At 66.1% G+C, this 20,058-nt stretch carries 20 protein-coding genes; 12 read left to right on the plus strand and 8 right to left on the minus strand.

What is annotated here, in order from left to right; genetic code table 11:
• Positions 1-39: 39 nt before the first annotated feature.
• Positions 40-327, minus strand: coding sequence for a hypothetical protein (locus WQQ_RS12340; protein WP_007185521.1), 288 nt, complete (start codon positions 325-327; stop codon positions 40-42).
• A 121-nt stretch (positions 328-448) separates the two neighbouring features.
• A complete protein-coding gene (locus WQQ_RS12345; RefSeq protein WP_007185522.1) occupies positions 449-2,062 on the minus strand; it encodes an ABC-F family ATP-binding cassette domain-containing protein in 1,614 nt (537 codons plus the stop codon).
• Positions 2,063-2,292: 230 nt separating this feature from the next.
• Here WQQ_RS12345 and WQQ_RS12350 point away from each other — a divergent pair, with 230 nt between their 5' ends.
• The 3 genes from WQQ_RS12350 to WQQ_RS12360 all read left to right on the plus strand — a co-directional run bounded on the left by WQQ_RS12350 (position 2,293) and on the right by WQQ_RS12360 (position 3,954).
• Positions 2,293-2,559, plus strand: coding sequence for an EF-hand domain-containing protein (locus WQQ_RS12350; protein WP_007185523.1), 267 nt, complete (start codon positions 2,293-2,295; stop codon positions 2,557-2,559).
• 161 nt (positions 2,560-2,720) lie between these two features.
• The gene (locus WQQ_RS12355) at positions 2,721-3,554 is read left to right on the plus strand and encodes a DUF3014 domain-containing protein (RefSeq protein ID WP_007185524.1); all 834 of its coding nucleotides are present in this window, start codon (positions 2,721-2,723) and stop codon (positions 3,552-3,554) included.
• 70 nt (positions 3,555-3,624) lie between these two features.
• A complete protein-coding gene (locus WQQ_RS12360; RefSeq protein WP_007185525.1) occupies positions 3,625-3,954 on the plus strand; it encodes a glycine zipper 2TM domain-containing protein in 330 nt (109 codons plus the stop codon).
• Between the two features lie 89 nt (positions 3,955-4,043).
• On the opposite strand, the gene WQQ_RS12365 is transcribed toward WQQ_RS12360, so the two are convergent.
• Positions 4,044-5,243, minus strand: a complete 1,200-nt coding sequence (locus WQQ_RS12365) for an MFS transporter (protein WP_007185526.1) — start codon at positions 5,241-5,243, stop codon at positions 4,044-4,046.
• Positions 5,244-5,337: 94 nt separating this feature from the next.
• Between WQQ_RS12365 and WQQ_RS12370 the strand changes: the two genes are divergently transcribed.
• The 9 genes from WQQ_RS12370 to WQQ_RS12410 all read left to right on the plus strand — a co-directional run bounded on the left by WQQ_RS12370 (position 5,338) and on the right by WQQ_RS12410 (position 13,800).
• Positions 5,338-6,330 (plus strand): NAD(P)H-quinone oxidoreductase, encoded by a 993-nt coding sequence (locus WQQ_RS12370; protein ID WP_007185527.1) that lies wholly within the window; start codon positions 5,338-5,340, stop codon positions 6,328-6,330.
• Between the two features lie 111 nt (positions 6,331-6,441).
• Complete coding sequence (locus WQQ_RS24735) at positions 6,442-6,870, plus strand: polyhydroxyalkanoic acid system family protein (protein ID WP_202800661.1); 429 nt, start codon at positions 6,442-6,444, stop codon at positions 6,868-6,870.
• A gap of 9 nt (positions 6,871-6,879) precedes the next feature.
• Positions 6,880-8,013 (plus strand): AI-2E family transporter, encoded by a 1,134-nt coding sequence (locus WQQ_RS12380; protein WP_007185529.1) that lies wholly within the window; start codon positions 6,880-6,882, stop codon positions 8,011-8,013.
• Between the two features lie 157 nt (positions 8,014-8,170).
• The gene (locus WQQ_RS12385) at positions 8,171-9,394 is read left to right on the plus strand and encodes a GTP-binding protein (RefSeq protein ID WP_007185530.1); all 1,224 of its coding nucleotides are present in this window, start codon (positions 8,171-8,173) and stop codon (positions 9,392-9,394) included.
• Complete coding sequence (locus tag WQQ_RS12390) at positions 9,394-10,449, plus strand: CobW family GTP-binding protein (RefSeq protein ID WP_007185531.1); 1,056 nt, start codon at positions 9,394-9,396, stop codon at positions 10,447-10,449. The genes WQQ_RS12385 and WQQ_RS12390 overlap by 1 nt, the downstream gene beginning before the upstream one ends.
• Entirely contained in the window at positions 10,446-11,102 is a 657-nt protein-coding gene (locus WQQ_RS12395; protein WP_007185532.1) for an ABC transporter ATP-binding protein, read from the plus strand. Before WQQ_RS12390 ends, WQQ_RS12395 begins: the two co-directional genes overlap by 4 nt.
• Complete coding sequence (locus WQQ_RS12400; RefSeq protein WP_007185533.1) at positions 11,099-12,328, plus strand: ABC transporter permease; 1,230 nt, start codon at positions 11,099-11,101, stop codon at positions 12,326-12,328. Before WQQ_RS12395 ends, WQQ_RS12400 begins: the two co-directional genes overlap by 4 nt.
• A gap of 4 nt (positions 12,329-12,332) precedes the next feature.
• Entirely contained in the window at positions 12,333-13,271 is a 939-nt protein-coding gene (locus WQQ_RS23040) for a DUF3299 domain-containing protein (RefSeq protein ID WP_007185534.1), read from the plus strand.
• A 40-nt stretch (positions 13,272-13,311) separates the two neighbouring features.
• The gene (locus WQQ_RS12410; protein ID WP_007185535.1) at positions 13,312-13,800 is read left to right on the plus strand and encodes a Fur family transcriptional regulator; all 489 of its coding nucleotides are present in this window, start codon (positions 13,312-13,314) and stop codon (positions 13,798-13,800) included.
• A gap of 90 nt (positions 13,801-13,890) precedes the next feature.
• On the opposite strand, the gene WQQ_RS12415 is transcribed toward WQQ_RS12410, so the two are convergent.
• From WQQ_RS12415 to WQQ_RS12435, 5 genes are all read right to left on the minus strand, one after another.
• Positions 13,891-14,121, minus strand: coding sequence for a hypothetical protein (locus WQQ_RS12415; protein ID WP_157534670.1), 231 nt, complete (start codon positions 14,119-14,121; stop codon positions 13,891-13,893).
• Between the two features lie 102 nt (positions 14,122-14,223).
• Positions 14,224-15,012: an SDR family NAD(P)-dependent oxidoreductase gene (locus WQQ_RS12420; RefSeq protein WP_007185537.1), complete on the minus strand. Its 789-nt coding sequence runs from the start codon at positions 15,010-15,012 to the stop codon at positions 14,224-14,226.
• A gap of 43 nt (positions 15,013-15,055) precedes the next feature.
• Positions 15,056-15,865, minus strand: a complete 810-nt coding sequence (locus WQQ_RS12425; RefSeq protein ID WP_007185538.1) for a phytanoyl-CoA dioxygenase family protein — start codon at positions 15,863-15,865, stop codon at positions 15,056-15,058.
• A gap of 24 nt (positions 15,866-15,889) precedes the next feature.
• Positions 15,890-18,379, minus strand: a complete 2,490-nt coding sequence (locus WQQ_RS12430) for a TonB-dependent receptor (protein WP_007185539.1) — start codon at positions 18,377-18,379, stop codon at positions 15,890-15,892.
• Positions 18,376-20,058: a neutral/alkaline non-lysosomal ceramidase N-terminal domain-containing protein gene (locus WQQ_RS12435; protein WP_007185540.1), complete on the minus strand. Its 1,683-nt coding sequence runs from the start codon at positions 20,056-20,058 to the stop codon at positions 18,376-18,378. The genes WQQ_RS12430 and WQQ_RS12435 overlap by 4 nt, the downstream gene beginning before the upstream one ends.

The following is a 20,058-nucleotide window of genomic DNA, read 5'->3' on the forward strand; positions in this document are numbered from 1 at the left end:
GGCCGCCCGGTTTTTTGTGCCCGATGCTGTGTGGATGGATCAGGGAATCCAGTTCCAGATGTCCGGCTGCGTGTCGAGCCAGTCGTGCGCCGCAGTCTTGAGGTCATGGTTGGCGGCGTCGATCGAATACACCGAGCTTCCTTCCTGCGTATCCGATGTCAGCACGTAGCCGCTTTTCTGCGCCTCGTCTTCGAGAAAACGCAGATAAGCGCTGATGTTGGCATCGTAGGCTTCCACCGCGACGCGCTGGTTGCTTTCGATCTTGAGCGCGGTTTCGCGGTGTTGCGGCAGATGAAAGGTGATCGTGGCTTGGGGCGCTGAACTCATTTCGGTCTCCTGTCGTCGGTAGCGCCGACGCGGCGCCACCGGTGCGGGTGGTTGTGGCGACAGGCTGAGCGATGCTTGCTGAGCTCAGGCTGGCTGATGAGGCCCGCGCGCGAGCGTCTCCTCAAACCGCCGCGCGCTTGCCGGGTTTCTTGGCTGCGCCGTTGAGGTCGCGCGTGTTGAGCCACTTGGCGTAATCGTCGAGATCGCCGTCGAAATCCACGCAGCGGCCGTCGGCGATCAGCCAGAATTTTTCGCAGGTGCTCGTGAGCAGGTGGCGATCGTGCGAGACCACCAGCACCGCGCCGGCGAACGACATCATCGCGTGCTCGAGCGCGTGGCGCATGTCGAGATCGAGATGGTTGGTCGGCTCGTCGAGCAGCAGCAGGTTCGGGCTTTGATACACCACCATCGCGAGCGCGAGGCGCGCCTTCTCGCCACCCGAGAACGGGCCGACCGGCTCGTAGACGCGATCGCCCTTGAAGTTGAAGCCGCCGAGGAAGGTGCGCAGGCTTTGTTCGGTCGCGCGCGGGTCGATGCGCCGGAACAGCACGATCGGCGAAGCGTCCGCATCGAGCTCCTCGGTAGTGTGCTGGGCGAAGTAGCCGACGCGCAGGTGCGGATCGCGCATGAGCTCGCCACCGAGCGCCGGAATGGCGCCCGCGATGGTCTGCACGAGCGTGGATTTGCCTGCGCCGTTCTGGCCGAGCAGGCCGATGCGTTCACCCGGCGCGACCAGCACGCGCAGCTTGTCGAGAATCACGGCCTCGCCGTAGCCGGCGGTGACGTCGTCGAAACGAACCAGCGGCGAAGGCAGGCGATCGGGCTCGGGGAATTCGAAGCTGAACTCGGAATCGGCGTGCACGGCCGACACCATCTCCATGCGTTCGAGCGCCTTGATGCGGCTCTGCGCCTGCGTGGCCTTGGCGGCCGAGGCGCGGAAGCGGTTGATGAATTTCTGCAGGTGCGCGACCTGCTTCTGCTGCTTGGCGTAGGCGCCGGCCTGCAAGGTCATGCGCTCGGCGCGCTGGCGCTCGAACTGGCTGTAGTTGCCGGTGTAGAGCGTCGCCTTCTGGTTTTCCAGGTGCAGCGTGTGCGTGGTGACGTCGTCGAGGAACTCGCGATCGTGGCTGATCACCATCAGCGTGCCCGGATACTGCTTGAGCCAGCCCTGCAGCCAGATCACCGCGTCGAGATCGAGGTGGTTGGTCGGCTCGTCGAGCAGCAAGACATCGGAGCGGCGCATGAGCGCGCGCGCGAGGTTCAGGCGCATGCGCCAGCCGCCCGAGAAGCTCGACACCGGCCGCTGCTGGGCTTCCTGCGAGAAGCTCAGCCCGTGCAGCAGCGAGGCGGCGCGGGCGCGGGCCGAATAGCCGCCGATGATCGCCAGGCGCTCGTGGATCGCGCAGATGGTGTCGATGTCCTCGGCGGCCTCGGCCTTTTCGAGCCGGCGTTCGAGATCGCGCAATTCGACGTCGCCGTCGAGGGCGAAATCGATCGCGAGGTCGGGCAGGGCGGGCGTTTCCTGGGCCGCGGTGGCCACATCGAGGTGCTTGAGCGACGACATCTCGCCCTTGTCCGGTGCGAGCTGCCCCAATACGGCCGCGAACAAAGTCGACTTGCCGGTGCCGTTACGGCCGATGAGGCCGACATGCCAGCCTCCATGGATCGAGAAGTTGGCGTCTTCGAGCAGGGCGCGGGGACCGCGGCGGAGGGTGAGGCGAGAGGCGGAAATCATCCGCCATTGTACGGGGCCGCAGCGTCCCGCCTCATTGGCCTTACCGATGCATCCGCAAGGATTTTTTTGTGAGGCCCGGTTCAGCTGCCAGTTTTGAGCCCGTTTTTTGCTTAAGTGGAGCTTGCCGAGCGGCAACGAAGCCGAGCGGCGGCTACCGAGCGTTTTTCGCCGGGCGCGTCATGAGGGCGCTATCCACTTAATTTTCGTCAAATTTTTTTGGGAGCGTTACCGTGTCCAAGACTTTCCTCGCCGCCATCGCCCTCTCGCTCGTCTCGTCCGCCGCGCTTGCCGACGGCTACAACAAGGGCACCTACACCGGCACCTCGGGCGCCGACAGCCCGCTCGCCGTCAACAACTCCGACTACGAAGACAAGAACGGCGACGGCTGCCTCGACGCCAGCGAACTCAAGCCGGGCTCGCAGCTGTTCAAGCGCCTGCAGACCCGCGACAAGAACGGCGACGGCAAGCTCTGCAAGGACGAGTACTACTTCAACTAAGCGCCGATCGGCAGCATCCAACCCCCGGCGCCATCCTGGCGTCCGGGGGTTTTGTCTTTTGGTGGCACGCCCTTACGCGGCGGCACTGCCTTGATATTCCGGGCGCTCTTCACGAAAGTCGGACCTGAGCCCGCAGACGTGCAATGCAAGGAAACAACGGAATGAAGGCAAAGGATCTGATCGGCGCGCTATTGGTGGTCGCCATTGTGGCGGCCGGTGCGCTGTGGCTGTTCCGCGAGCAGCTCGGCCTGGCCGCGAAGACCGAACCCGCCCCGGCGGTCGTCGAGCACAGGCCGGAGAGCATTCTCGAACCGGGCCGCGCGCTTACGCCGCCGCCGCCCGAGGTGGCCGACGACGCGCCGGCCAGCCCGAACGAGGATCCCGCCGTTGCGCCCGCTCCGCTGCCGAGCCTGCAGGACAGTGACGAACCCGTGCGCCAATCGCTGATCGATCTGTTCGGCCTCGACGTGGTCGAGCAGTATCTGCTGCCGCAGGCGCTCATCATGCGCTTCGTGGTCATGGTCGATAACCTGCCCAATCCGAACCTGACCGCGAAGATGCGCTCGATCCGCAAGGTCGGCGGCGATTTCGTCGTCGAGCAGCGTGACGACCGCATTTATCTGAGCGACGCCAACCCGGCTCGCTACGCTGCGCTCGTGCAGGCCTTGCAAGTGGCCGACATGAGTCGCGTCGCGGCGTTTTATCGCCAGCATTACCGGCTGTTCCAGCAGGCTTACGACCAGCTCGGCTATTCGCAGAGATCGTTCAACCAGCGCTTTGCTTACGTGCTCGATCACCTGCTCGCGACGCCGCAAGTCGAAGGACCGATCGAACTCCTGCGCCCGCGGTTTTTCTACGAATTCGCCGATCCGCAGTTGCAGGCCTTGTCGTCCGGACAGAAAGCGATGCTGCGCCTGGGAGCGGGGAACCGGGTCATCGTCGAAGCCAAGCTAAGTGAACTGCGCAGGCTGATTTCGCAGCTGCCGCCGAGCTGAGCTGAGTTCACAGCCAATTCATCGCCGAGGGCTAGCTTGAAGCCGTCTGACGACAAGGAGGTAGCACGACATGGACGTCTCTACAAAACTAGCTCTCGCCGCATTTCTCGCCGCCAGCTTCACGGCTCCGGCGATGGCCGACACCTATGTCAACGACCAGGGACAACGTGTCGAATGCCACGATGAACAGGTCAAGACCAAGGACGGTCATCCGGTTGCGGCACCGCTCGCCGGTGCGGTGGTCGGCGGCGTCGTGGGTCACCAGTTCGGTGGCGGCCGCGGGCAGGACATCGCGACGGCGGCCGGTGCGGTCGGCGGTGCTTATGCCGGCAAGAAGTACAACGACAACAAGACCGACGACAACATGTCGGTGCGCCAGGTGTGTCGGCCCGTGGGCTGATCGATTTCTCCCGATGACGTGATGTGAAGAAACCCGCCGCATGGCGGGTTTCTTCGTTTCTCAGGCTGGACGGGATACCGGCATGCGCCTCAAGGAGCCGTCCCGCCCGCCGCGGGCAGCGGTGATGGCGCATCCTTGGGCGGCCTGCTCGCGAAACGAAAGCTGCGGAACCCCAGCGCGACCGAAATGGCGCCGACGAGCGCGATCATTCCCGCCACGCCGCTCCAGCCTGCGTGTGCCCAGATCGCGGCGGGCAGTACGCCGCCGACGCTGCCGCCCAGGTAGTAACAGGTCACATACAGGCCCACCGAAGGCGCGCGCGCCTCGCCCGACGCTTCGGCGACGAAGCTCGTCGCGGCGGCCTGGGCGCTGAAGAGGCTCGCCGAAAACAGCGCGAGCGCCGCCACCACTGCGGGCAACGAGGGCAGCAGGCTCAGCAGCAGGCTCGCGATCACCGCGAGCCAGGACAGTGCGAGTACACGTGCGTGACCGTAGCGATTGAGCAGCCTGCCGCTGTATGAAGTCGCGAAAATGCCGAACAGGTAGACGGTGAAGATCGACGACATCGCCGCCGGCCCGAGCGAAAACGGCGCTTGCGCGAGCCTCAGCGTGATGTAGGTGAAGCCCGCGATCAGCGCGAACAGCAGCGTGAATCCAACCGCATAGGCGCCGCGCAGTTCGCGGTGCGCGAGCAGGCGTCGCATCGTTACGAGCGGGCGGGCGCTGGGGCGCGCAGGCTGGGTTTCGGCCGGCAGCCAGGCGCGGATCGCGATCGCAAGCCCGAGCTGGATCAGCGCGAGCGCGGCGAAGCCCCAGTGAAAGCCGGCGAATTCGGAGACCATTCCCGACAGCACGCGCCCGCAGAAACCGCCGCCGATGGTACCGGCGACGTAAAGGCCGGTGACTTGCCGGGCTTCGGCGGCCGGCCATTCGGAGCCGATGTAGGCGACCGTGACCGCGAAGATGCCGGGCAGGAAAATCCCTTGCACGAAGCGCGCTGCGATCAACTGTTCGGGCGTCTGTGCGAGCGCCGCGCCGAGCGAGGGCAGGCAGACGGCGAACGCGGCGAGTACGATCACGCGCCGACGGCCGATGCGGTCGGCCAGCAGCCCTGCGAATGGCGCAGCGAAGGCGACGCCGAGCGTGCCGGCGGAGACGATGGTGCCCGCGAGCGCCGCGCTGTCGCCGAGCCAGGCGTGCAACAGCGGCATCAGCGACTGCGGCGCATAGAGGCTGAAAAAGGCCGCGGCACCGGCGAGGATCACCGCGAGACGGCGGCGGTCGGGCATGAGGTTCTTAAGCGAGGTGGATGAGTTCAGCGCGCTAGTGTCCCACAGCGGCTGGTTTCGCTCAGCGAGGCTGCAGGCAATTTTGGAGATTCCCATGCGGATGCGTTACGTAAAAATGAGTGGAGCCGGAGGCCCGGAACTGCTGAGCCTCGATCAAATGCAGGCCCCGCAGGCCGGGCCGCAGCAGGTGCTGATCCGCGTGCTTGCGGCCGGCGTCAACCGGCCCGATCTGGCCCAGCGCCAGGGCCTTTATCCGCCGCCGGCCGACGCGAGCCCGATCCTCGGGCTCGAAGTGGCCGGCGAGATCGCGGCGGTCGGCGAGGGCGTGACGCAGTGGAAGGCCGGCGATCGCGTCTGCGCGCTCGTGCATGGCGGCGGCTATGCCGAATACGCGCTCGCTCACGAGTCGCACTGCCTGCCGTGGCCCAAGGGATTCGACGCGATCCGTGCCGCCGCGCTGCCGGAGACCTTCTTCACGGTGTGGGTCAACGTGTTTGGCATGGGCGCGCTCGCGCCCGGCGAGACGCTGCTCGTGCATGGTGGCAGCAGCGGCATCGGCACGACGGCGATCCAGATCGCCAAGGCGCTCGGCTCCAGGGTTTTCGTCACCGCGGGCAGTGCGTCCAAGTGCGAAGCCTGCGTGAAGCTCGGCGCCGACGCGGCGATCCACTATCGCGAGCAGGATTTCGAAGCCGAGATTCGCGAGCTCACCGGCAAGCGCGGCGTGGACGTGATCCTCGACATGGTCGGTGGCGCGTATCTGCCGAAGAATCTGCGCTGTCTCGCGCTCGACGGGCGCATCGTGATGATCGCGACCATGCAGGGCGCCAAGGTCGATGGCGTCGACCTGCGCGAGATCATGAAGCGCCGTGCACGGCTCACGGGGTCGATGCTGCGCCCACGCAGCGTCGCCGAGAAAGGCGAGATCGCGGCCGACTTGCGCGAGCACGTCTGGCCGCTGCTCGATGCCGGTCGTGTCGCGCCTGTGATCGAGCGCGTGTTCGCGTTCGAAGACATCGCCAAGGCCCATGCGGCGCTCGAAGCGGGCTCGCACGTCGGCAAGATCATGCTCAAGCTCGGCGACTGAATCGCACCGATCCGGAGTTCACCACCGATTCAGTGCTGGAGCTCCACCGTGAGCGTCAAAGTGTCGATGCGGCAGTGACGATGATCCCGAGAAACCGGCCTCGGCTCGCGTATGCCTCATCAATGGCGGCTCCTGCTCGGTGCTATTGAGGCGGCCAGCGCTCTTTTGCAGAATCAGGTGCTGGTCACACCGGCGCACTCGGTTGTTCAAACATCCGACGCCGCCTCGACATTTCTCAAATCAATAAATAACCAGGGAGCCGACATGGCCGATATCGAAGTCACCCGCGCACACGGAAAATCCGTCGAAGAAGCACGCAAGATCGCGGAGAGGCTGGTCGCCCAGCTCAGCGAAGAATTCGATTTCAAGCATCGCTGGGAAGGCGACACGCTCAAGTTCGAGCGCAGCGGCGTCCACGGCCAGCTCGCGATCACACCCCGGGATCTGCAGATCTCGGCCAAGCTCGGCCTGTTGCTGAAGCCGCTCAAGGGGCGTATCGAGAAGGAAATCCAGGTCACGCTGGACCAGCAGCTCGCCTGAGCCCGAGCGATGAGCGCCTCCACCGGATCGGTCACGCAGTCGGCTTCGCCGGTCTCGTCGGGCGAACCCCTCGCGCTCGATCGCAGGCGCGACTCATCGACCGCCTCGGCGATCGCGGTGGTCAATCACACCCTCGTCGTCGTCCTCGCCATCGCCGCGCTCGTCGCGGCGCTGCTGACCCTCAAGCTCGTCGTCATGAGCGCTTTGATCGGGCTCGGCATTGGCGTGTTGCTGGCTCCGCCGCTGCAAGGCTTCCAGCGCCGTTTCCATCTGCCGAAGGCAGCAGGCGCCGCAGTGGTGCTGCTCGTCACCGTGCTCGCGGTCGGCGGCGTCGGCTACGGCATTTTCTATATCGCCGATGCGCAGATCACTTCACTGTCGGAGCGCATGCCGCAACTCATCGAGCGGCTGCAGGCGATCACCAACGGCGTCGCCGCGCGCTATCCGTGGATCGGGGATCGCGCCGAGTCGTTCAACGTGGCCGACACCGCGCGCACGGTCGGTGAGAAAGTGTTCCTGGGCGCCTGGTCGAGTTTCGGCCTGCTCGGCGGTCTGGTCTTCGCGTTCGTGATCGGCCTGTACACCGCAGTCGAGTCGGAGACCTATTACCGGGCGGCGCTCCAATCGCTTCCGTCCCGGCATCGCGAAGCCGCGGCGAGTTTTCTGCAGGAGAGCGCACGCACGCTGCGCAACTGGTTCCGCGCTCAGCTCACCGACATGGCGATCATAGGCTCGCTTACGGCGGTCGGCCTGTGGATCGTCGGTGCCGACTACTGGCTGCTGTTCGGTCTGCTCACGGGCTTGCTCGGCATCATTCCGTATGTGGGCATCGCCATCGTCGTGACCTTCTCGGGGCTCGTGACCCTGGCGTCGGATCCGTCCCGCCTGCCCTGGGTGCTCGGCGTGTTCGTCGCCACGCAGCAGCTCGAAGGGCATTTGATCCTGCCGCTGGTCATGAGCGGCCGTGCTTCGCTGCCGGCGGTGCCGCTGCTCGTGTTCATGCTCGTGCTCGGCAGCTGGGGTGGCCTGCTCGGCGTGCTGATGGCCCCGCCGGTGTTCGCCTTGCTGCTGCTGGCGTACAAGCGGTTCTATCTGCCGCGCATGGAGCGCGACCGGTCGCCGCCCCAGGCCGCATCAGCCTGAGCGCTCGCTGCGCATCAGCCGCGCCATGGCGGCTCCCGGCCGCCGATCCGCGGTTGTCTCCGAGCCACCGGCAATGATCGATCCCCGTATCCGAACACCTCGGTCGAAGTGCATTGATGTTATGTTATAACGTACATAACTCGGGCAAGGTGAACCCATGGAAACGAACGTCCCGGCCGGGCTTCCGGTCACGGTGCTGTCCGGCTATCTCGGTGCGGGCAAGACCACGCTGCTGAATCACATCCTGGCCAACCGTGAAGGAAGGCGGGTGGCGGTGATCGTCAATGACATGAGCGAGGTCAATGTCGATGCGGCGATCGTCGGCGAGCAGGCTTCGCTCTCGCGTACCGAGGAAAAGCTCGTCGAATTCAGCAATGGCTGCATCTGCTGCACGCTGCGCGACGATCTGCTCAAGGAAGTGACCCGGCTCGCGCGTGAAGGCCGCTTCGATCATCTGCTGATCGAATCGACCGGAATTTCCGAGCCGATGCCGGTGGCGGCGACGTTCTCGGTTCGCGACGAGGCCGGCTTCTCGCTGTCGGATCTGACCTGCATCAGCTCCATGGTCACCGTCGTCGATGCGCGCAATCTGCTGGCCGATTACAGCTCGACCGACTTCCTGCGCGACCGTGGCGAAGCGCTCGGCGAGGATGACGAACGCAATGTGGTCGACCTGCTGGTCGAGCAGATCGAGTTCGCCGACACCATCGTCGTCAACAAGATCTCCGAGGTCGACGACCTGCAGCGACGCGATGTGCTCGCGGTGGTCAAAGGGCTCAATCCGGGCGCGCATGTCGTGCTCGCCGACTACGGCCGAGCGCCGCTGCACGAGCTGCTCGATACCTTTCGCTTCGATCCGGCGCAGGCGGAACGCAATCCGGGCTGGGCCAGGGAATTGCGCGGCGAGCACACGCCCGAGACCCAGCAATACGGCATCGGCAGCTTCGTTTATCGGCAGCGCCGGCCGTTTCATCCGCAGCGCCTGTATGCGTTGTTTCATTCGAGCTGGGACGGCGTGATTCGCTCCAAGGGCTGGTTCTGGATCGCCAGCCGGCCCGACTTCGTCGGCCAGATGTCCCAGGCCGGCGGAACGCTCACGCAAGGTGCGGTCGGGCTTTGGTGGGCCAGTCCGCGTGCCGGACAGGCGCCGCCCGAAGTAATGCAGAGACTGCGTGCCATCTGGGATCCGGTCTATGGCGATCGCCAGCAGGAGATGGTCTTCATCGGCATCGGCCTGCAGGAGCAGGCGTTGCGCGCGCGGCTCGATGCCTGCCTGCTCAGCGACGATGAACTGGCGCTCGGACACGAGGGCTGGCGCCGCTTCGAGGATCCGTTTCCGCATTGGGGCATGAGCGCGGACGACAGCCTCGGCGAGCACTGATGAGCGACGACGTCCACCAGGCTTCAGCCGATACGCGCCTTCCGGTCTGCGTGCTGACCGGCTTTCTGGGCGCGGGCAAGAGCACCTTGTTGAACTTCGTGCTGCGGCATCCGCGAATGGCCGGAACCGCCGTCGTCATCAACGAGTACGGTTCGGTCGGTGTCGATCATCATCTCGTCGAGTCGGCGCCCGAAGACACCGAACTGGTCGCCGACGGTTGCCTTTGCTGCACGGCCAACGGACAGCTCGCCGACGCCCTGATGAGCCTGTTCCAGCGTGCGCAGCGGCGCCGGTTCGCGCTCAAGCGCCTCATCATCGAGACCACCGGCCTGGCCGAACCGGGGCCGATCCTTCAGCAGTTGCTACGTCACCCGCAGCTCGCGGAACGCTTCGTGATCGACAGCGTGGTGACCTTGGTGGACGCGCTCAACGCACCGCCGACGCTGGATACCCAGGACATCGCGGTTCGGCAGGTGACGGGCGCCGATCGGCTGCTGGTGACCAAGACCGACCTGGTCGGCGAAGTGGCCGCGCTGGCGCTGGAGTCGCGCCTGGCCGCGATGAACCCCGACGCGACCGTCGAACGCGTGCTTGCCGGTGCGGCGCAGCCCGGGCAGCTGTTCGGTGGAGCGCATCGGCGCAGCTCGGATGGCGACGATCTCGGGCAGCTGTTCGCCAATGCGGATCGCATTCGCTTCACCCCGGCTGCGACGATGAAGCTCGACGCTTCCGTGCGTCCGGGGCCTACGCCGGCGGAGCAGGACATTCAGACCTTCAGCCTGATTCTCGACGAACCGGTCGCGGCATCGACGTTCTACGGCTGGCTGCCGTTTCTGCGCCAGCTGTGCGGCCCGACGCTGCTGCGCGTGAAGGGACTCGTCAATCTGAAAGGGCAGTCCGCGCCGATCGTGATTCACGGTGTGCAGGAGACCTTTCACCCGACGCGACAACTGCAAGCCTGGCCGAGCGACGATCGTCGTACCCGGCTAGTCTTCATCACCCGCGGCTGGGGGCAGGAAATCGTCGGTTCGACGCTGGAGTGGTTGCGCAGGTGACGCAAAATTCAGCGGTGCTGGACATTCGATCGCTTCGATTCGCCTACGGCGATCGAACGGTGCTGCAGCTCGAAGAGCTGTCGTTGCAGGCGGGCGAAACCGGCGCCGTGCTCGGACCTTCGGGCTCCGGAAAAACCACCTTGCTGCACCTGATCGCGGGCCTGCTGCGGCCGACGCAGGGCACGGTGGCGATCTGCGGCCAGCGCCTCGATGCGCTCGGCGCCGCCGCTTGCGATCGTTTTCGCGGGCGGCATCTGGGCATCGTGTTTCAGCGCCTGCATTTGCTGCCCGCCTTGAGCGTGCTCGACAACCTGCTGCTCGCTCAGCGGCTCGCAGGCGTGGCGCATGACGCCAAGGCCGCGCAATCGCTGCTCGATGCGCTCGACATCGGCTCGCTGGCAGGCTCGCGTCCGGCAAGTCTGAGCCAGGGGCAGGCGCAGCGCGTGGCGATCGCGCGTGCGCTCGTGCACAAGCCCTCGCTGCTGCTCGCCGATGAACCGACGTCGAGCCTCGACGACGACAACGCGGCGCGCGCCATCGACTTGTTGCGGACTCAAGCCAGGGCCGTCAACGCGGCTTTGCTCGTGGTGACGCACGATCGGCGCATTCGCGGCAGGCTCGATCGCGAACTGCGCATCGGGAGCGCGTCATGACCTGGTTGCGACTGGCGTTCGCCAACCTGCGCGCGGCGCCGCTGACGTCCTTCATCAACGTGCTGCTGTTCGCGCTGGGAACCGCGAGCATCGTGCTGCTGTTGCTGATCGGCGATCAGTTCGCGCGCAGCGTGTCGCGCGATGCACGCGGCATCGATCTGGTGCTCGGCGCCAAGGGCAGCCCGGTGCAGCTGATCCTGTCCAGCGTCTATCACGCCGACGTGCCGACCGGAAATATTCCGAAGGCCGAGGCCGATCGCTGGGCAGCCGATCCGCGCGTGGCCCGCGCGGTGCCACTGTCACTGGGCGACAGCTATCGCGGCTTTCGCATCGTCGGCAGCACGTCGGATTACATCGCGCTGTATCGCGGCCATCTCGCAACCGGACGCGAATGGAAGGCTCCGATGGAAGCGATCGTCGGCGCCGCGGTGGCGCGTGAAGCCAGGCTCGCCGAGGGCGCTCGGTTCGCCGGCGCGCACGGACTGGTCGCGGGTGGCCACGCGCACAAGGCGCATCCGTATCAGGTCGTGGGTGTGCTGGCGCCGACCGGCACCGTGCTGGATCGTCTCATCCTCACCTCGCTGGACAGTGTCTGGGCGCTGCATGCGGATCATCACGACGACGAAGACCAGGACCACGATGCCGACGAAGCGCACGATCACGCAGAGCCTGCGAGTGGGAAGCGCGAGATCACCGCGATGCTGTTGAGCTACGCCTCACCGCTGGCCGCGGCGACATTGCCGCGCCAGATCAATGCCGGATCGAATCTGCAAGCCGCGGCTCCGGCGTTCGAATTCACGCGGTTGCTGCAACTCGTCGGCATCGGTCTCGATGGCCTGCGGGCCTTCGCTGCCGTGCTGATCCTCACGGCCGGCTTCAGCGTGTTCACCGCGCTTTACGGAGCGCTCAAGGCACGCCGCCTCGATCTCGCGATGCTGCGTTGCCTGGGCGCGACACGTAGCGAGCTGTTGGTCAGTCTGTTGCTCGAAGGCCTGATGCTCGCATTGCTCGGCGCGCTGCTGGGTTTTGCACTCGGCCATGGCGCGATGGAATTGCTCGGTCACTGGCTCGCGAGCACGCGTGGCGTTGCCGCGACCGGCTGGATCTGGGTTGCGGACGAAGGCGGGCTGTTGCTCGGCTTGCTGGCCGTGGGCCTGCTCGCTGCCGCGCTGCCCGCGTGGCAGGCCTATCGCGCCGATGTCGCGCGCACGCTCGCACAGGGCTGAGACGATGCGCGCCATCACCATGCCGTGGCTGTTCGTTCTGCTCGTGTTCGCAATCGGCGGCTGCAGCAAGACGCGGAGCGATGCCGAGGGCACAGCGGAGACGACCGGATCGGAATCTGCGCTGGCGGCCGACGAGCAAGCAGAGCCTCCGGCTGCTGATGAGGCGAGTGCAGATACCATCGACCTCGGTGAAATCCCGGCTCCGATCGCGGCCAAGGACGCCAAGACCGTCAAGCTGCAGGTGGTTTCCGAAAGCGGCTATGTCAACGAGCGCAATCAGTACGTGATCGATCTGCTCGAGCGCGATTACGCCTATCTGAGCGCCCGCGTCGAAACGCCCGAAGGCCGGCCGGTGCAGGGCGCACGCGTGCATTTCGCTGTCTCCGGAACCAGCCGCGTTGCGGGCGTTGACGAGGTCGAGGCTGGCATCGCCACCGACGAAAGCGGCACCGCGGAGTTCGGCGTGGTCGGCGGGGCCATGGGTCTCGACGTGATCAAGCTCAGCGTCGGTGAGTCCACGGCCGATCTGGTCGTCAACGTCATCAGCCTCAAGGCGGCCGGATATGCGGCGCTCGACGAGGTGGAAGGCGCCCTGCGCTGGGACGATCTGATGAAGGCTCGTGTGCGCTACGAAGGCGAGGCGATGCGCGTCGATTTCCCGGCCGCCGTCAGCGCACAAAGCGGCAAGCCGGTGAAGCTCACCGGTTTCATGATGCCGCTGGAGCCGCAGCAGAAGCAGACCCATTTCCTGCTGGCCTCGAATCCGCCGAGCTGCTTCTTCCACGTTCCCGGAGGGCCCGCCGGTGCGGTCGAGGTGTTCGCGCCCAAGGGCATCGAATCGTCGTGGGACCCCCTCGTGCTCGAGGGGCGATTCGAAACCGTGCGGCGCAGCGAAATGGGCGTCATCTATCGGCTGCGCGATGCGCGCATCGTCAAGCCCTGAGTCCGTGCCAAGCCGAGCGTCCCCGACTATCCTTTGCGACATGCCCGCCAAGCCCGCCGCCAAACGCAAGCGCCCTGCGCCGTCCGATCTCGCCGCGCCGCTGCTGCGTCGCGCCGAGAAGCGCTGCGCTGAGGCCGGCGAACAGCTCACGCCGGCACGCATCAACGCCTATGCAGAACTCGTCGCCCAGGGCCGCGCGGTCAGCGCCTATGAGCTGCTGGCGCTGCTGGAGACGCGCGAAGGCCGCAAGCTGGCGCCGCTGACGGTCTACCGGCAGCTCGAATTCCTGACCCGCGTGGGCCTCGTCCACCGGCTGGCCTCAACGCAATCCTTCCTCGTCTGCGAGCACCCCGACCATCCGCACGAAGGGCTTTATCTGGTCTGCTCGTCCTGCGGGCGTGCCGACGAACTCGAATCGGACAGCCTGACGCAGCTGATCGGCAAGGCCGCCAAGAGCCGTGGCTTCAAGTCCGAAAAGCGCATCGTGGAAGTTCAGGGCACCTGTCACGACTGCGCCGAAAAGCAGTAGCGCCACGCCGCGGAAACCAGCAGCGCCCGCAATGCTGCGGTGTGTAATCCCGCGGGTGTCGTGCAGGCCTGCCGGACTCGCCGCCAGGGCTCAGGTCTTGGCCTTCATGGTGTAGCCGTGATCCATCATGCAGCGCTGCACGAGCGTTTTCTGGTCTTCTTCCAGGCGCGTGATCAGCGATTCTTCCTTGCAGGCCATCAAATCGTTGCGCATGGTGGCCTCGCTGACGCCCGGTGCGGAGTAGACCCAGCGATCCCCCGCGCAGGCGCCCAGCGCAAGACAGCACAGCAAGGCCAGCCGGGAGAGGAGCGATCGGGACATGGGTGACAGGTGGCGGCGACGGAGGCGCAAGCCTAACGCAGCCGCCTCCATGGCGCTGAATCGGTTTGCATCGGCCCCCGAAGGCTCGCCAAGGCCCTGGCCCTACTGGGTCGCGACGCTGCGATAAAGCGCGCCGACCACCTTGCGCAGCAGCCAGCGCGGGCCCAGGCGCGGGCTGATGGCGAGCAGCTTGTTGTGGAAGCGCGGAATGATGATCGCGGGCTTGCGGGCCAGCGCGTCGACGGTGATGCGGGCCACGTCGGTGGCCGACATGATCAGCGCGTCGGGCGCCGCCTTTTCGATCTGGATGCCGGCCTTGTCGAAGAACGGGCTGCGCGTGGTGCCCGGGCACAGCACGGACACGCTGACGCCACGCGGGGCGAGCTCTTCGCGCAGCGATTCGGAGAAGATCAGCACGTACGATTTGCTCGCCGCGTAATTGCTCATCCACGGGCCGGGCATGAAGCCCGAAACCGACGAGACGTTGAGAATCTGCCCGCGTCCGGCGGCGGCCATGCGCCTGCCGATGCGATGGCACAGCGCGACGAGCGCCAGCACGTTGACCTGCAACAGGTCGCGCTCGGATTGCCAGCTGTTGTCGACGAAGCTGCCGCTGGTGGTGAAGCCGGCGTTGTTGACGAGCAGGTCGATCTCGAGCGCCTCGGCTTCGAGCGCATCGAGCAGCTGAGTGACCTGCTGCGCGTCGGCGAGGTCGCAGACGCGTTCGATCACTTCGACGCCGTTCGCGGAGCGCAATTGCTGGCCGATCGTCGCGAGCGCCTCGGCCCTGCGGCCGACGAGGATCAGCGAGCGGCCGCGAGCGGCCAGGGTTTCGGCGAGCGCCAGGCCGATGCCGCTGGTGGCGCCGGTGACGAGTGCGTAGGCCGTCATTGGCAATAATCTCCCTTGGTCTTCAAAAAATCCGGCTTGCGATTCATTTCGAAAGCTTGGCGAGCCGCTGATACAGCGGCGTCGGGCTGGCTTCGTGCTTGGGCGCATAAGGCCCGGACACCACCGGGATATAGATCACGCGTCGGCGGCTCGCTTCGCCGGTCTGCGTCGATTGCGCGACGCGATGCCAGAGCCGGCCGTCGTGCACGGTCAGATCACCCGCGCGCGGCACGATCGCCACTTCGCGCGGGTCTTCGCGGTGATCGATGAAGTAGCGCTTGCGGAACAGCATCTGCCAGATCGACTGCCGATGCGTTCCGGGCAGCAGGCGCAGACCGCCGTGCTCGGTGCCGAGCGTGCTCAGGTGCACGCCGACGTTGAGCAGCGGCTGCAGCCGCGTGCCGAGGAAGATGTCGCGCAGGCCGTCGGTGTGCCAGCCCAGGCGGCTGAATTCGCTGTCCGGCCCGTGCACGTAATGGTTGAGCACCATGCCGTCCTTTTCGTGCGTGCCGATGCGCACGTCGTCGCGCCCGATCAGCTCGAACAGCAGATTGAAGCGGGGATCGTCGAGGAAATTCGCGAGCCGCTGGTCGTAGAGATTGGCGAACGCGAAGCGCTGCACGATCTTGCTTCCGTCGAGATCGCGGCCGTAGCGGATCGGCACGCCGTTGACCTTCTCGCGCGCCTCCGCCACCCACTGGCGCTCGACGGCCTTCGACGCTTCGATCAGCGTCGCCACCTGGCGCTCGTCGATGAAGTTGGCGAAGTGCAGAAAGCCGTGGCGCTCGAAGTGCTCGCGCTGTTCGTCGGTGAGCTTCGATCCGAGTTCGAAGCGCTGGTAGTCGTTAACCATGTTGCGGTCCTGAGTGCTTGCGCACTAATCGAAATTGAAACGCAGGGTCATGCCGTAGCTGCGCTCGTCGCCCGCGGTTCCGCCGTAGTCGCCGACGCCGTAGAGCGCGTAGATGGCGGCGAGGTAGCGTTCGTCGAACACATTGCGCACGAACGCGGAGACGTCCCAGCGACGCTGCGCATCGCGCAGGCCCAGTCGCGCGTTGACGATGTCGTAGGCGTCGATATAGCTGCCTTCGCCGTGCTCGACCGTGGCCCAGGCGCCGCTGCGGTAGTAGTAGTCGAGCCCGCTGTAGAGCTCGAAGGCCTCGCGCAGGCGCAGGCTGTATTCGGCACCCGTGCTGACGGTCCAGCGCGGCGCGTTGTAGAGCGTCTCGCCGGACAGATCGCGCGTGTTCTGCCGCGTTTCGACATCGGGCGCGTTCGGAAAATCGAGCGTGACGGCGTCGTTGTAGGCGGCCGATGCGCGCAGCAGCAAGCCGGGCGCCGCGATGCCCTGCGCCTCGGCCTCGGCGCCGCGCAGGCGCACCTTGCCGACGTTGAGCAGGTTGATCTGCCGCGGGTTCGGAATCAGCGTCTGCTCGTCGTCGAAAGTCAGCGCCTGGTAGTCGTCGACATCGGTCTGGTAGATCGCGAGCGCGGTGCGCAGGCGGTTGGCGAGCCAGCGGTTCTTGAGTCCGATCTCGTACGACAGCGCCTTCTCGGGCTTGAACGTCGGCGGCACCGAGTCGCCGGTCGCGCCGAGGTTGATGCCGCCGCCCTTGTAGCCGAGCGCGATCGAAACGTAGGCGTTCGTATCGTCGTTGGGCTTGTAGCTCAGCGCGGTCTGGCCCGAGAAGTTGCCCTCGTCGCGCTTGGTGTAGCGCTCGTAGTCGCCGCCCGCGACGCCGTCGAGCAGGCCGTCGAAGGTGGCGCCACGCAGGTCGATTCCGAGCAGGTCGCCGAGCGGCGTGAGCACATTGGTGGCCGCCAGCACCGAGCAGTTCGGGCAACCGCCCGTGCGCGTACGCAGCACGCCGGCATCCTTCCACTCGTGCGTGTAGCGCAGACCGGTGGTCAGATCGAACTGCTCGCTCAGATGCCAGTCCACCGAGCCGAACGCGGCCGCGCTATGGCTCTTCTGGTAGGTGTCGGTGTCGATGCGCATGCCGTCGAGCGTCGCGGGCGGAATCAGCGCGTAGAGCACCGGCCCGAAGTTCGAAACGGTGGCGAACGGCAGCGCCTGGCGAATGATGCCGCCGAAGGTCCAGCCGCCGATGTCCTTGCCGAGGATGTTGCGCTCGTCCCCCGTCAGGTCCTGATACAGGTAGAACAGGCCGGCGGTGGCGTTGTAGCGCTCGTCGTCGATGTTGATGCGCAGTTCCTGGCTGAACTGCCGATGGTCGTTGGCGATGCCGGTTTCGGGAATCAGCTCCAGCGAGGTGGCGTCGTCGCTGGTCGGCTTGGCGGTCCAGTGCCGGTAGGCGGTGATGCTCGTGAGCCGCTGCGCTTCGGCGTAATCCCAGTTGAGCTCGACCGAGACGGCCTTCTGCTCGACTTCGCTGTGCGTGCGCGTGTCCGCGTCGGCCTGGCGGTCATACGGGTTCAGCGAGGCGCGCTCGTACTCCATGAACTCGTCGCGTGCGCGCACGGCGTCGCGATAGACGATCAGCGGATACACGCAGCAGGTTTCGTCCTGTTTGCCGTATTCGGCGATCAGCCGCGCCGACAGGCTGTCGATCGGCGTCCACAACAGCTGCCCGCGCACGCCGTAGCGATTCTGCTCGTTGAGATCGCTGCCGTCGTAGCGGTTGGTGTACTGGCCTTGCTTCTGCGTCACGTAGCCGGTGAGGCGGCCGGCGAGCACACCGTCGACGAGCGGCCCGGTGACGCTGCCTCGCGCCTGGCGGAAATCCTGATCGCCCAGGCTGCCTTCGATCGAAGCCTCGTAGGTCTGCGACGGCAGCTTGGTGGCGATGTTGAGCGCGCCGGCCGTGGTGTTCTTGCCGAACAAGGTGCCCTGCGGTCCACGCAGCACCTCGACGCGATCGAGATCGACGAGGTCGAACATCGACAGCCCCTGCCGGCCCAGATAAACGCCGTCGAGGAACAGGCCGACGCTGCTCTCCATGCCGTCGTTCTGCGAGGTCGAGCCCAGGCCGCGGATCGTGTATTGCGTGAGGCGAGGGCTCGCCACGCTCACGGTCATGCCGGGCGTGCGCTGCTGGATGTCCTGCGGACGAAACAGCCCGGCTTCGGCCAGATCGTCTCCGCTGACTACGGCCATCGACACCGGCACCTGCAGCGCGCCTTCCTCACGGCGACGCGCGGTGACGATGACTTCGGCGAGTCCGGTCGCCGGGCCGCTGTCGGCTTGTCGCGGCGCCGGCTCGCTTTCACTTTCCGCGGTGCCCTCGACCGCGATGGCGTCGAGCCCGGCGGTGCCGCCGTCGGTCGCGGAAGTTTCCTGCGCCGGCGCGCCGCTCGCGAAGCCTGCCAGCAGGGCGAGCAGGCAAGTGGATGTCAGCGGCCTCATCGCACACTCCGTTTTTCGAGTGTTTCGGGCGAGAAGATTTTTTCGGGCAGGGACTCGAACCGACGCTCCGCCGCGGGCTTGGTGCATTCGCGCAGCAAACGGCGGTACTCGGTGCGAAACGCGTCGTGCGTACGACTACCGAACATGGTGTGGCCTCCTTCATACGACTGCGCCTGGTATTCGTGCCAGGTCGTGCAGTAGCCGGAATAGGAATTCGCGTAACTGGAGATCACCACGTGGCGTACGCCGCAGGACGCAAGTGCTTCGAGACAGAGTTGCTGCAACTGCTGACCGGCGACGGTGGTGATTTCGCCGGGAAAACCGATGATCGCGAGCTCGCCGATGCGCAGCATCTGCAGCGGCAGCACGGTGGGAACCCAGGGCAGCTCGTCGAGCGCGCCGGCACGATCCTGGCGCTGCATTTCGGCCAGCGCGCGATCGAGGAAGGACGGCAGGAACTGCCGGCTCTTCATGCCGACCAGCACGCCGTCTCCCGATTCGCTGACGATGAGCTTGGGCTGCTGCGCGCGCAGCAGCTCGGGACGCTCGCGCTGCAGGCGCTTGTTGGCGCGCGAGGCGAGCAGGCGGACGAGCGACACCACCGGCTCGCGGATGCCCGGGCCGTCGACCGGCGAGCCACGATAGAACGCCAGCCCGTGACACGGCGCGCTCGTGCGTTCGCCGCTTTTTCCATCGGCGAAATCGGCATCGATCTCGACCTTCGACAGATCGCGATTGACGAGCGCCGCATCGAGCGTGTCGACGCCGAGCGCATGCGTGGCGTCGAGCTCCTGGATGATCTTCCAGGCCTGCTCGCTTTGCAGCTCGCCGTTGTAGCGCGCGTTGTCGATCTCGTCGCGCGTCGGTCCGCGCAGCCAGTCGGGCTTGGTGTCGCCCTGCGCGTTCGGTGACACGTCGCCCGCGAAATGCTGGGCGAAGATCGCCACGCTGCCGGGCCCGAGCCGGGCTTCGAGCGATACCGCCGCATAGCCCTTGTTGTCGGACGACAGCACCGACAGCCGGCTGCTGATGCTCGTCGGATGCACGCCGAACCAGTTGATCTGGCCGATGCAACGGCCATCCTCGCTGCTCGCTTCGAGCAGCCACATGCGCCGGTCGATCGCCTTGTGCGTCTCGTGGTCGCCGAACTTCGCGACCTGCGGATTGCGGTTGTAGGCCGACAGCGAGCGATTGAAGGCGACGTCGATGTCGTCGGCGAAGGCCTGGCAGGCGAAGCGCAGCTGCGCGGCTTCGCGCTGCGACCAGGCCTGCAGGCTCGCGGTCACGAGGCTGTCGACGATGGCGTCGAAGATCTGCGGCCGGAAGCCCGGCACCGCGAAGTTGTAGAACGGATAGTGCGAATAGCCGCCGGGCCCGCAATGCGTGTGCTGCGAGCACAGCATGTAGCGCTCGCTCTCGAGCGACTCGCGGCCGAGCCTGGCCTGCAGGCGTTCGACCACGGCGCGCCGCAGCTCCGGAAACACCATGCAGATTTCGGACTGCGCGAAGAACAGCGGCTTGGCTTCGTCGTCGTCGGCGGCGAAGCAGAACACGCGGCTGTAGAGCGGCGTCGAGCGGGCCAGCGCCTTGTGGTTCGGCTGGCCGTAGCCGAGCAGGCCGTAGTCGCCCGTCGGCACGTGGATCTCCTGTTTTGCGGCTCCGATTCGCAGTGCTTGCAT

This window comes from Hydrocarboniphaga effusa AP103 (assembly GCF_000271305.1).
In the GTDB taxonomy this organism is placed as follows: Bacteria; Pseudomonadota; Gammaproteobacteria; order Nevskiales; family Nevskiaceae; genus Hydrocarboniphaga; species Hydrocarboniphaga effusa.